This is a genomic window from Paenibacillus hemerocallicola (assembly GCF_006265175.1).
Classification (GTDB): Bacteria; Bacillota; Bacilli; order Paenibacillales; family NBRC-103111; genus Paenibacillus_AB; species Paenibacillus_AB hemerocallicola.
Window position 1 is genome coordinate 146,722 of the sequence record NZ_VDCQ01000012.1, and the last position, 12,666, is coordinate 159,387.

A 12,666-nucleotide genomic window follows, 5' to 3' on the forward strand; every position below is an offset into this window, starting at 1 on the left:
GAATACCTTTACACTCTTGAAGATAACGGAACCGACTTCCGTTATCTTAATCTTTCCGGGTGAAAATGATCATGAACAGCGGAATAGCGGAACAGTTTTCCGTTATGTTGCAATCAACACGATTGCTTGGGTCAACAGCATACTCCAGTTCCGCTATTTATCGAAATCGGTCCCGCATGGCGTCGGCAAAGGCAGGCGGCTTTCACCGATCATGCGGTACATGCACGCTTTACGCGAATTATGCTGTCGTAGTTTTGCGTCAAAAATAAATCAGAATAGAATCAGAATTATTCGAAGTAACGAAACTATACGAGTTATTTGTTCGAATTGATTAAAAATACGGTTGACATCCCCAAATAATGTCATTATAATCACGCATAGAAGGAAATCAGAACGAAATCACAAAGAAAAAGTACGACGGATAAGGAAAGCAAAATGAACATGTCATGGACTGTTGGAGGAGCGAATTTTGCCGCCAAAAAAGAAAACGCTTACATATTTTTGATATAAGGGCATAATTTAGCCTTTATATAGATAATGGGTCGAGAAAAGGGAGGAGCCTTCATGAGAAAGAAGTCGTTGGCGTCGTTTGGTTTGAGCATCATGGCATTGTCGGTCATTTCCGCATGCAGCGGAACGAAGGAACCGGAGGCAACGAAAGCGAAGGATGTGCCGGCGACCGCCGATACTCCCGTGAAAGTAAGCGCGGATCCGGTCACGTTGAAGTTCGCCATCAACTTCTCCTGGCTGAGCGAGGAGGAGCGGAACAAATATATCGTCGAGCCGGTAAAGAAGAAATATCCGAATATTTCATTCGAATTTATTAATTTGACCGAGACTCCGCTAGACAAGATAGTAGCTACAGGCACGATACCCGACATCGTACAATCCGCATCGCCGATCATATATACGTTTACGGATCTGGGACTTGCGGATAACATCGAACCGTTTGTCAAATCGCATAAGTTCGATACGTCGAAAATCAACAAGCAGGGACTGGACGCCGTGAAAATCACGAGCGGAAATGATTACTTGATCGGGCTGCCGTGGACGATCTCGTTCAACGCGACGTACTATAACAGAGACATTTTCGACAAGTTCGGAGTCGGCTACCCGAAAGACGGCATGACATGGGATGAAATGAGAGACATGGCGCTCAAATTGACCCGCAAGGACGGTCAGACCCAATACCGCGGACTTGAACCCGACGTGCCGAGCCGCATGGCATCCGTGCTTTCCCTCGGTTTTGTCGATACGAAGACGAATAAGGCCACTCTCGATACGGAAGGCTGGAAACGGATTTTCGCTTATATGAAATCGGTGTACGATATACCGGGCAACGAAAATTACCGCTGGGTGCCAAGCGCTTTCGATCAATTTATTAAGGAGCGTACGCTCGCCATGTATCCGGGTCTGAACCACTTCCCGAACTTCAAAGGCGTAGAAGGAATCAATTGGGATATCGTGCAATACCCTCAATTCAAAGATAAGCCGAATACGGGAATGCAGGTGGATGAGTGGATTTTGCACATTACGAAGCAGAGTAAATTCAAGGATCAGGCGTTCCAGGTGATCTCGACGATTCTCTCGGATGACGTGCAAGCCGAAATGTCCCGAAACGCGCGTTTTCCGATCGTGTCAACGAAGGCGATCCAAGACGAATTCGGGAAAAATATTCCGTATTTGCAAGGCAAAAACCTGAAGTCGATTTTCTTGTCCCAGCCGGCGGCACCGGTTCCGCCTAGCAAGGATGGAGCTTACGGCCAAACCTTATCGCAGGAAGCGTTCAAGAAAGTTATGAAAGACGGCGTCGATATCAACTCGGCGTTGCGTGAAGCGGATGAGATGCTGAACAAAAAAATAGCGGAAAGCAAGTAATCCGTGCTGTTTCGTGAGCACGAATCATCCGGATGGCGGCCTTGCTGCCGCGTGCGAGTGCGTTGTTGTCCGGCAATCGCGCTCATGGTATGATTATTCTGTTAGAAAGTTACATCTGGTACGGCAATCTGGAGGACACGATATGGAAGACCGCACCGACCGCAAAACGTTTCGATCCCGTCTGGACGAGCTCGTTCATACGCTGCGGGAAGAAATCGTCTCCGGCCATCGAATTCCCGGCGAATTTCTGCCTTCCGAACGAGAATTTTCCAAACAGTATCAATTGAGCAATCTTACGGTCCGCAAAGGACTGGAATTGCTTGTCGCCGAAGGGTTGATATACAAAATTCCCAGAGTCGGCAATAAAGTGATCGGACCGGCCCGCGCAAGCGGGCCGGTTCGGCTGCAATTCGGCTATTATACGTCGATCCCGAGGGAGACGGGAATCGATAGGCTATTGGCCCGATTTCGGGAAATGAATCCGGACATAGAGGTGCAGGCGGTTCCGTTTACGAATGAAAGTCCCGATATTGTCAAGCAGTATTTGGACAACGGGATGTTTGACGTCATCACCTTGAACAACAACCATTTCTATACTTATTTGGAGCAGGATTGGACGGACGCTCTGGAGCCGCAACAGCCGGATCCGGATATTTATCCTTTCCTGACGGACAGCTTCAAGCACGGCGACAAGCTGCTTGTCCAGCCTTTTATATACTCGCCGGTCATCCTGTGCTACAACCGGGAGCATTTCCGCGACAACCGCATTCCCGAACCGGACGGCGGCTGGAGCTGGGAGCGCATGTTCGATATCGCTTCGCAATTGGCCATTCCGGGCGAACGTCTGGGCTTCTACTACCATTTCCTTTCGGCCAATCGATGGTCGGTCTTTCTTCTGCAGCGCGGAGGCGCATTCGAAAAAGAAGCGAACGGGCGTATCCGGCTATCCGGCACGGGCATGATGGAAGCGTTCCGTTTTTGCCGCGACGTGCAGGAGCACTTTCCGATATTGTCCGAGAACATCTCCAACGGGGATGCCGAGCAATTGTTTATTCAAGGGAAGGCGTCCGTCATTATGACGAGTTATTTCCATCTTAACTTTTTGCAAGACAAGCCGGTTCAGTTCGATATTTCTCCGGTGCCCCATTTCGGCCGGCCGGCGACGTTGCTCATGAACATCGGGCTCGCCGTGAACCGCGGCTCCCGGCAAAAAGAAGCGGCGATGAAGCTTGTCCGCTTCCTGACGTCCGAGACGTCCCAGCTGTCGATACGTCGACAAACGTACAGTATTCCGGCATTGAAGCCGGCTGCCGAATGGGTCGGCGACGAAAACATGTACAGGCCGTCCCGATTCTCGCTATTCAGGGAAATGATCGCGTCGTTCCATCCGTTCACGGATCTCGGTATCGGGGATAAGAAGTTCAGGACGATCGAGCGGGAGGTCAAGCTGTATTGGGCGGGGCTGGAGAGCGAGGAAAGCTTCTGCAGCCGGCTGGAGCTGCTGTTGTCTCCATCCGAAGAAACGCTCTGACGGGCTTTGCGAGGTCAAATCATACCCTTTCGAGGTGAGGATATGCTTGGAATTTCCGTTTATACGAACGACGAATTCTCTCTGGAGTCCAATTTGGCCTATGTGGAGACGGCAGCGAAGCTGGGATACCGTCGAGTCTTTACATCGCTCCATTTGCCGGAAGTAGACTTTCGGACGAAATGGGCGGAGATGGAACGGCTTTGCCGCCGCGTGAACGAGCTTGGAATGGAGATGACGGCGGATATTTCACCAACCACGATGAAGGTAGCGGGCGCTTCCGTGCATGACTTGTCTCCGTTTCGCCGACTCGGACTCGCCGCGCTTCGGATCGATTACGGATTTCCATATGAGGAGATTGCCGCCATGTCGGGCAACGAGCATGGGCTTGAGCTTGTCCTGAATGCGAGCACGATAAGCATGGCTCAGTTGGCGGAGCTCAAAGCCCGCCATACGGATTTTTCGAGAATGAGCGCCTGCCATAACTTCTACCCGAGAGCCTATACCGGACTTACGGCGAATCAGGCGGCGAATCAAGCCCGAATCGTCTCGGAATACGGCTTGAAGCTGTCTGCGTTCGTTCCTTCCCTGCAGGGCAGAAGAGGGCCGATCCATGAAGGATTGCCAACGATAGAGAAGCACCGGACGATGTCGCCTTCAGTATCGGCCCAATTTTTACTCCACTCGGGCTTGGCCGATGCCGTATACTTCGGGGACGCCTATGCATCCGACGATGAGCTTGGACAATTAATCGGGATAGACCCGGAGATTATAGAGCTGGGGATTGTTCCGGAGGACGGCATTTCGGACGAGGAGCGGAGCATCCTGTTCTCCGGCGTTCATACGAATCGGCCGGACGCCCCCGACTATGTCATTCGTTCCTCGGGATCGCGCAGATTCGCTACTGTCGGGGCTCCCCTTGCCGCCGACCGGTGCAAGGAGCGGAGCAAGTACAGCGTCACGATTGACAATGCCGGCTACAAGCGGTACTCCGGCGAGCTGCAAATATGTTTGACCGACATACCGCAGGACGCCAGAGTCAACGTCGTAGGCACCGTATGGGGAGACAGCCGCGAGCTGGTCGAACTGATTACGGGAGGCAAGAAATTCGCGTTCAAGATTTATCGATAGCTTCCGCCATCGTTTTGTCCGTCAGATGGGCATAGATTTGCGTCGTTTCTGGCGAGGCGTGACCGAGTTGATCCTGCGTTTTGTACAGATCGTTTCTTAAATAATAGTCGGTTGCGAACGAGTGCCGGAGCTTATGGACGGACAAATAAGGCTTCCCGAAATATTTCGCGTACTTGATCACCATCTCTTGGATAGCCCGTTTGGTCATTCTTTTGCCTTCTTTCGAACCGTTGGCGACGGCGAGAAACAAGGCTTTTTCCCTTTTGTCCGGATTATAGCGGAGCTGGCGTATTTCCAAATAAGCAGTCAGCTCGGAGATCGCTTCCTGTCTGAAGTAAACCGGGGTTTTGAACGTCTCGTCGTTTTTCCCTTTTCGGTATACGTATAGAAGCTTCTTCTTCAAATCCATATCCTCGATATTGAGGTTGACGACCTCGGATACGCGCAATCCGGAGTTCAGAATGAGACTGATCAAGCATACGTCGCGGATTTTATTCAGCTCGTAGGAATATAGCGCTTGCTTGTTTCTGGATACGGTATGGGGATAACCCGTCTTTACGTAATCGATAAACTCCACGAGTTCCGATTCCTGCAGCAGCTTGCCTTCGAGCTTGGCGGCCGTATCCTTCGGCTTGTGCGTCCGTTTGATTTCGACCTTGGCCATGACGTTCCGCTTCAGCAAAGGATAGAAGTCGTCGTCCTCGGCGATTTGGCTCAAATAATGGAACAACGAGCGGAGGGAGGACAGCTTTCTGGAAATCGTCGTCTTCGTATTCGCCTGGTCTTTTTTCGTAGCCAGAAACATTTTGTATGTATCTATATTTTCCATCCTCAGCTTCTCGAGCACTTCTATCGGAATGTCCTTGATCGAGGGGGCATCGCTTATCCCTTCGGCCAGCAGCCAGGAGAAGAACGTATCGTAGTCGCGCGCATACTCCAGCAACGAGGAGGGGGACAGATCCGGCAGTTTGTAATTAATGAATTTCTCGACATACCACGGCATCGAAGGGATTTTTTTGTCCAATTCTTGACGGTCTTTTTGCTTTAAAACGTTCAACGGCAATCACCTCGATAGGAGTGAGTCGGAGTTTGCTTGCATAAAAGTTTATGTTACCAACATAAACGGCATAGCCGAACTCCGCAATCATTATTACCCGATCTATGCGTAACGAACTCTACCAACTACTATACCCGATTTTGTCCAAGATAGCTCGTTAAGATATGGTTGGTTCGGAGCGGAATGCTTGCTTTACATACCCCGGCCCCGCACCGCCATCGCATCCATGCGGAAAGTCATTTAATCCATGTATTGAAATAACATCATCTATTTCATCGCGAATAGGGCATGTGATATGCTGGTGGACGGATGGAAGTGCATCCACATCTTAGCGGCGATTCACGGACTGGAAAGGAATGATCCGCTTGGCGAAAATGCGGGCAGAAGAGGAGCGCGACCCGGAAGACGCGCGGCGGGGACAAGGACGGAACCGGGGGCGAAGACGGGATCCGGATGACGATTGGGAGCGGGAATACGAGCGGGATCCTGCGAAGAACGGAGCCTACTATTTCCGGATTTACATGTGGCTGCTGACGTATCTCAAGCCGTACAAATGGCAAATGGTATTGTTTATCGTCTGCGGACTGTTCATCTCGCTATCGCAAATGAGTATATTCCGGGTGCTGCAGCATATCATCGACGATGTCGTCATGGCGGGGAACGCGGATAAATTCAAAGTCATCGTCGGCGTCCTCGTGTTGATCTTATTGTGCATGTTTACCGCGATGGCGGCGAACAATTTGCTGTCCCGGCTCATCAGGGAAAAGGCGTCCCGGGATTTGCAGTTCGATTGCATCAAGCAGCTGAGGCGGCTCAGCTTCTCTTATTACGAGAGTCATGCCGTCGGGGAAACGCTGTCGCTGCTCAATAGCGACGTACAGGCCGTGCAAGGCATCTACCAAAGGCATTTTCCGAACCTGATCAACAATGCGCTGTTATTGTTCGTCGCCTTCGCTTTCGTGCTGCACATGAACGCGGAGCTGACGCTCGTGACGCTGCCCTGCTTTTTGCTGTACTATATGGCGGGTCCGTATTTGACCAAGAAGACGTCGTTCTGGGGCAAAATCGCCAGAGACCGTAGAACCGACTGGAACCGCAAAATATACGAAAGCATTACGGGACTTACGGAAATGCGGGCGCACCGCAGCGAATCGTGGGACCTCGAACGGTTCGAGCGCAAGCACGAGAGCTATAACGAGAGCCAAAGGAAGCAGTTCATCTACCGGGGACTCCGGGCGCTGGCCAGGCAGCTGTCCTCGTTCGCTGGCATGCTGGTCATGTTCGTTTACGGCGCCTATTTGAACCGCAACGGCGCTTTGACGGTCGGCGAATTCGTCGCCTTTACAATGTATTACCAGATGCTGAACCGCCAATCGTCGCAGCTCGTCTCCATTTTCATGGATCAAAGCCTGCTGCTTCATCAAGGGGAGAAGCTGAAAGAATTCATGGGGCTGAAGCCGGCGGTAACGGAAGCGGCGCAGCCGACCATACTGCCGCGGGTTAACGGGAGCCTGAGCTTCCGCAACGTACGGTTCGGCTACGGAGGACCGGATATTTTATACGGCTTTACGCTCGATATACAAGCGGGCGAACGCATCGCATTGGTCGGGACGAGCGGGAACGGCAAATCGACGATATTGAAGCTTGTCGACCGATTTTACGATCCGACGGATGGCGAGATCCGGCTTGACGGCGTACCGATGAAGCAGCTGGCGCTGGATCAGCTGCGCGATTCGATCGGCATCGTATTCCAGGAAATCTATTTATTCGGCACGACGATACGGGAGAATATACGTTTCGGCTATCCGGACGCTACGGACAAACAAGTCGAGGATGCGGCCATGGCGGCGAATGCCCACGAATTTATTATGGCGCTTCCCGACGGATACGAGACTAATGTGGGGGAGCGGGGCGTGAAGCTGTCCGGAGGTCAGCGGCAGCGGATATCGATTGCGAGACTGTTTATTAAAAACCCGCGCATCGTGCTGCTGGACGAGGCTACCTCCGCACTCGACAACGTAAGCGAGCGGGAGGTTTTGAAAGCGCTTGAGCGGCTGATGAAGGGCCGCACAACGATCACCGTCGCGCATAGGCTGTCGACCGTACGCGATTATGACCGGATCATCGTCGTGAAGGACGGCAAAGTAGCGGAGGCCGGAAACTATCGGGAGCTCATTGAGCGGCGAGGGTGGTTGTACGAGCTGGAAGGCGACCTTGTCGTCGGCGGATAAGGCGAAAGAGAGGTATGCGATGAAGACGATCCGATGGATTTGGGTATACGTGAGCAAGGCGCGATGGGCGATCGGGCTGAGCATGCTCGTGCTCGTACTGGGCCAGTCCGCTCAAATTATGGCGCAAGGCTCGCAAAAGTTTTTGATCGACGACGTTCTCGTGGGCAAGCATTACGACAAGCTGAAATGGGTGCTGCTGTACTTCACGCTTACTTATTTAACCTCGTACGTGCTGAACTGGTGGGGCAGATATTTGACCCGCATGAACGGACTATGCCTCCATAAGCATATGGGCAGCAGTCTGATGTCCGTCATCCAGCGAACTCCGGTCTCTTCGATCCAGAGCGGCCGTACAGCCAAGTGGGTGCAATATTTCACCAGCGATATCCAGCAAGTGTCCACGTTCGTCACGGACGAATTGCCGAGAGGGATTCAGCAATTGGGCGGCACGCTGCTGCTTATCGCGATTATCGGCTGGAACAGTCCGGTAGTGCTGGGCATCGTAACGGTCTTCAGCGTGCTGTACATCGCCATCGGCCGATATTTTGCGCCGATCATGCGCAAGCAGGTGAGAGAGATGCAGGAGAAGCGGGGCGAGCTGCTTACGAAAATCGAAGAAGGGATTTCCTCCACGCGGGAAGTCATCGCCTTCAACCGGATGGCTTGGGAGGAGAAAAGCTTCCGCGGCACGTTCGCGATCTTCTTCGATAGAGTGATGCAGAACGGAAAGCTTGCGAATTCTCAACTGCTGCTAAGCAATTCCGTGCAATGGATCGGCCGGATGGCCGTTCTCGTTTTCGGCGGCTACTCGGTCATTAAGGGCAATGTGTCGATCGGGGCGTTCGTCATCGTGTATCAGTACTCGAACCAATTGTTTACGAATTACCAGACCGTATTCAATTTCGCGATGAACATGTCCGGGCAGCTGGCGTACTCGGACCGGGTGAAGGAGCTGTTCGAGCAGGAGAAAATAGGGGAAGGCACCAGAGAGCTGCGTGCCCCCGTGAAGAGCATCGAATTCGAGAGCGTGACGTTTGCTTATCCGGGTACGGAGCGCCATGTGTTGAATGACCTGGATTTGTCGCTGCCGACAGGTAGGAAGCTGGCTATCGTCGGCGCCAGCGGAGGAGGGAAATCGACGATTACGCAGCTGCTGCTGCGGTTTTTCGAGCCGTCGTCCGGCTGTATCCGTATAAACGGCATCCCGCTGTCCGACATTCGGATGACGGATTGGATGGGGAAATTGTCCGTCGTCTTCCAGGAGCCTTTCCTGCTCCCCGATACGATCCGCAACAATTTGATGCTCGGCCGTGTCGGCATTACCGATGAGCAGATGATCGACGCTTGCAGGAGCGCGCAAATCCATGATTTTATCGAGTCGCTGGAGCAAGGCTACGATACCGTCGTCGGCGAGCGCGGCTACACGCTGTCCGGCGGCCAAAGGCAGCGCGTCGCGATCGCAAGGGCGATGATGGGCGATCCCGAGCTGATGATTATGGACGAAGCCACATCGGCGCTCGATATGGAAACCGAGCAGAAGCTGCAGGAAAATCTGGATAAGCGCAGAGCGGGCAAAACGACGATCGTCATTGCCCACCGGCTGTCGACGATCCGCAACGCCGATTTGATTCTGGTTATGCACCAAGGCAGGCTCGTGGAGCAAGGGACCCATGAAGAGCTGATGGCGAAGGACGAGGCGTATCGGAGGCTCGTCTCCACGATGAGCGAGAACGGGGCGGGATCGATCGGGGCATGAGAGGCTTGGCTCAGGGGGGGAGGATGGCCCGTATCCTCTCGCCCGGTAAGTCGGTGCGGCGAGCTTCATTCATACAAAGAAGCAAACTTTTGTCCATGGGACAGCAGTTTGCTTCTTTTTCCTGCCGCAGCATAATTCGCACATGGAAGTGTCAGCATCGCATGATCGGTGAAAACTTGCCGCCATTCCCGACACTTACGGCCGCTTGAATCCAACAAATAGCGGAACTGGCTTACGTTATTGACCCGAATACGAGCGCCCAGGGCAAAATAACGGAATACCGTTCCTCTATATCGCGGTTCACGGTCATTTTCACCTCGAAAATTCGAATTAACGGAAAACAATGACTTTATAATGAAGAGTGCAATGAAATTCGGGACAATAACGGAATTTTGTACCGTTATTTACAGGCAACGTGCTGCTCACGCCCGCCATAAGCGGCTTATGCGGTCGCCGTTTCTTTGTCGGCCTGGTCCCGCGATTATGTGGAAAATGCGGATATGGCTTTCGGATATTCACACCCTGTACGATTTGCGATACTCCGAAGGCGGCATCCGATACTGCTTCGTAAAAATGCGGCTTAAATAAAAGCCGTTCTCGTAGCCGCAGCATTGGGCGATCTGGTCGAGCGTAAGATACGTTTCGAGGAGCAGCGAACGGGCTTTCTCCAGCCGGAGACCGGTCAGATATTCGCTTGGCGTGAGACCGAAGCTCGCTTTAAACCGTTTCGTCAGCTTGGCCGGGCTCATGCCGAGCTCTTCGGCCACATCCCGCAGCTCGAACGATTCGAAGGCGCTGTGCCGGATTTTCTTCTCGGCTTCCTTCATCGGGCTGTCCGCTTTGCGGTTGCGGAACGGGATTGTATGGATTTCGGCTGGCTCCTCTTCGGAGCAGTACGTATACCACAAATCGCGGATGTAATGGTTTCTTCTGTTGCTCTGGGGGAGCCTGGTCACGATCGGCAGGCTGCGCAAGCATGCATAGTTGGCCGACAGCCGCAGCGTATCGCGGACCGTAATTTTACCGGTAGGCAGCAAGTCGGCCGGATCTGCTATGCCGCTCTCTTTTTCGTGCGACCACTTGACGTGAATAAAATGGAAGCTTGCCGGCTCGACCACGACCCGGTGAAAATCGGTTCCCGGAGGGCACACGAGCAAATCGCCGAACGAGGCGGTCCCTTTGTGATCGTCGAATTCATAATAAATGGCGCCTTCTTCTATCGCAAACCATGTCCAATCCGTATAACGGTCCTCGAACAGCAGAAACCTTTCTTTCCGCTCCCAATAATCGTAATAAGTGATGGTCGGCATATAATCGGACAATAACTCGGATTTCATTTCGATGAAACCTCCGCAGGTCTGCTGTTTTACTTAACATTATAGCATCCCGCCACGGAAAATGAAGATATGGATGCTTCAATTGAGGGTATGTCATTCGGGTTTCGCTTTTTTTACAATAGAGGAAAGTAAGGGTTTTCATGAAAGGGCGGTAATCACAGTATGATGAAAATCGGTATATGCGGGGTAGGCTCCTTCTCGGAAGCGTTTATCCCGCTGTTCAAGGCGCATCCGCTCGTCAGCGAGGTGGTGCTGGCGGACCTGTTGCCGGATAGGTTGGAACAAGTCGCGGCCAAATACGGTATTCGGCGTACCGCCGCTTCCCACGACGAGCTGTGCGCGAGCGACGTGGACGCGATCGCCATCTTCGCGCAACGGCATTTGCACGGTCCGCTGACGATCCAGGCGTTGAAAGCCGGCAAGCACGTATATTGCGCGGTGCCGATCGCTTCGACGCTGGAGGAGATTGCCGAGGTCGTCAAGGTCGTGGAAGAAACGCGTCTCGTCTATATGAACGGTGAAACGTGCTACTATTATCCGCATACGATCTATTGCCGCGACCGTTATAAGAAGGGCGATTTCGGGCATTTCGTGTACGGCGAAGCCGCTTATCTGCATGATATGTCGCACGGCTTTTATCAAGCGTTCCAGCATTCCGGGGGGGCCGACTGGAAGAAGGTGGCCGGTTTTCCGCCGATGTTTTATCCGACGCATTCGACGAGCATGATCGTTTCCGTGACGGGAGCCAGGTTGACGCAAGTCAGCTGCCTCGGCTACCGCGATCGGCACGAGGACGGCATTTTCACGGAGGAGGGCAATTTGTGGGGCAACCCGTACAGCAACCAAACCGCTCTTCTGCGTTCCTCGGACGGAGGCATGGTGCGGATCAACGAATTCCGGCGCGTCGGCTGGTGGGGCAAGTCCAGCAGCAACCCGGTCAGCATTTTCGGGACGAAAGGCAGCTTCGAGGAGAGCAGCGGCGGGCAATATTGGACCGAGCTCGCGCACAATAAAATCGTCGATTTGTCCGAGCTGCTCCATTGCGCGAGAAACCATATTCCGAAAGAGGACGAGCATCTGCACGAGGTGCTGCAAAAAGATTTCAACAGCCTGTTCTCGCCGATCCATCCCGTGCACCGGCTGCCGGCTTCGTTCAAGGGTCTCCGCAACGGCCATCTCGGCTCGCATCAATTTCTGGTCGACGATTTCGTCAAGGCGGCATTTACCGGGAAGCTTCCTCCGGTCAACGTCTGGGAAGCGGCCAAATATTGCGCCCCGGGGCTCGTGGCCCACGAGTCGGCGCTGCGGGACGGCGTCAGCATGGACATACCGGACTTCGGCGAACCGCCGGAGGGATGGGAGCTGCTAGATCCGGATCAACCGGTCCAGGAAAGCTTGGGAAAGCATAACTGAACCTTATTTCACTAATAATGAGCTTCATTGTTACTACTTAGGTGAAGGTGTCCTTATCAGAGATGGCCCGTACAAAGCGGTCAGGACGGGGAAACGCAGCCGCCACAGGTACCCGCGGGTAGTAGAAGCCTTTTGGCCGGATTCCATCCATCCTTGCCACAATAAGGTTGGTTTCAGCACTATCCGCATCGTTTTCCCGCTTTGCGTCGACTTTAATGCCCATTTCAACCTTATTTCCTTTAGAAAGCCGGGTTTCGACAGGAATTCATCCATCTGCGTCACAAATAAGGTTGGTTTGCAGTTAGAATAAAAAGTAGACACCGCTTAATGTCACG

General features: G+C 52.9%; 9 protein-coding genes. 6 read left to right on the forward strand and 3 right to left on the reverse strand.

The genetic code is table 11. From position 1 onward, the window contains the following. Positions 1–564: 564 nt before the first annotated feature. The 3 genes from FE784_RS11465 (at position 565) to FE784_RS11475 (ending at position 4,537) form a co-directional block, all read left to right on the forward strand. Complete coding sequence (locus tag FE784_RS11465) at positions 565–1,878, forward strand: ABC transporter substrate-binding protein (RefSeq protein ID WP_176706121.1); 1,314 nt, start codon at positions 565–567, stop codon at positions 1,876–1,878. 142 nt (positions 1,879–2,020) lie between these two features. Further along, a complete protein-coding gene (locus FE784_RS11470; protein WP_139602338.1) occupies positions 2,021–3,409 on the forward strand; it encodes an extracellular solute-binding protein in 1,389 nt (462 codons plus the stop codon). A gap of 42 nt (positions 3,410–3,451) precedes the next feature. Continuing rightward, entirely contained in the window at positions 3,452–4,537 is a 1,086-nt protein-coding gene (locus FE784_RS11475; RefSeq protein WP_139602339.1) for a DUF871 domain-containing protein, read from the forward strand. On the opposite strand, the gene xerS is transcribed toward FE784_RS11475, so the two are convergent. After that, positions 4,521–5,594, reverse strand: coding sequence for a tyrosine recombinase XerS (xerS, locus tag FE784_RS11480; RefSeq protein WP_139602340.1), 1,074 nt, complete (start codon positions 5,592–5,594; stop codon positions 4,521–4,523). The two genes, FE784_RS11475 and xerS, sit on opposite strands and share 17 nt — an antisense overlap. Positions 5,595–5,968: 374 nt before the next feature. Between xerS and FE784_RS11485 the strand changes: the two genes are divergently transcribed. Then, on the forward strand, positions 5,969–7,825 hold the full coding sequence (locus tag FE784_RS11485; protein WP_246131990.1) for an ABC transporter ATP-binding protein: 1,857 nt from the start codon (positions 5,969–5,971) through the stop codon (positions 7,823–7,825). 19 nt (positions 7,826–7,844) lie between these two features. Continuing rightward, a complete protein-coding gene (locus FE784_RS11490) occupies positions 7,845–9,581 on the forward strand; it encodes an ABC transporter ATP-binding protein (protein ID WP_139602342.1) in 1,737 nt (578 codons plus the stop codon). Between the two features lie 515 nt (positions 9,582–10,096). On the opposite strand, the gene FE784_RS11495 is transcribed toward FE784_RS11490, so the two are convergent. Next, positions 10,097–10,918, reverse strand: a complete 822-nt coding sequence (locus tag FE784_RS11495) for an AraC family transcriptional regulator (RefSeq protein WP_139602343.1) — start codon at positions 10,916–10,918, stop codon at positions 10,097–10,099. A gap of 162 nt (positions 10,919–11,080) precedes the next feature. Here FE784_RS11495 and FE784_RS11500 point away from each other — a divergent pair, with 162 nt between their 5' ends. After that, positions 11,081–12,331: a Gfo/Idh/MocA family protein gene (locus FE784_RS11500; RefSeq protein WP_139602344.1), complete on the forward strand. Its 1,251-nt coding sequence runs from the start codon at positions 11,081–11,083 to the stop codon at positions 12,329–12,331. 37 nt (positions 12,332–12,368) lie between these two features. On the opposite strand, the gene FE784_RS11505 is transcribed toward FE784_RS11500, so the two are convergent. After that, positions 12,369–12,554, reverse strand: a complete 186-nt coding sequence (locus FE784_RS11505) for a hypothetical protein (RefSeq protein WP_139602345.1) — start codon at positions 12,552–12,554, stop codon at positions 12,369–12,371. Positions 12,555–12,666 lie beyond the last annotated feature (112 nt).

Excerpts from the sequence above, each read along its gene's own strand:
- FE784_RS11465 (WP_176706121.1), top strand. The coding sequence starts at position 565 with ATGAGAAAGAAGTCGTTGGCGTCGTTTGGTTTGAGCATCATGGCATTG.
- FE784_RS11470 (WP_139602338.1), top strand. The coding sequence starts at position 2,021 with ATGGAAGACCGCACCGACCGCAAAACGTTTCGATCCCGTCTGGACGAG.
- FE784_RS11475 (WP_139602339.1), top strand. The coding sequence starts at position 3,452 with ATGCTTGGAATTTCCGTTTATACGAACGACGAATTCTCTCTGGAGTCC.
- FE784_RS11485 (WP_246131990.1), top strand. The coding sequence starts at position 5,969 with ATGCGGGCAGAAGAGGAGCGCGACCCGGAAGACGCGCGGCGGGGACAA.
- FE784_RS11490 (WP_139602342.1), top strand. The coding sequence starts at position 7,845 with ATGAAGACGATCCGATGGATTTGGGTATACGTGAGCAAGGCGCGATGG.
- FE784_RS11495 (WP_139602343.1), bottom strand. The coding sequence starts at position 10,918 with ATGAAATCCGAGTTATTGTCCGATTATATGCCGACCATCACTTATTAC.
- FE784_RS11500 (WP_139602344.1), top strand. The coding sequence starts at position 11,081 with ATGATGAAAATCGGTATATGCGGGGTAGGCTCCTTCTCGGAAGCGTTT.
- FE784_RS11505 (WP_139602345.1), bottom strand. The coding sequence starts at position 12,554 with ATGGGCATTAAAGTCGACGCAAAGCGGGAAAACGATGCGGATAGTGCT.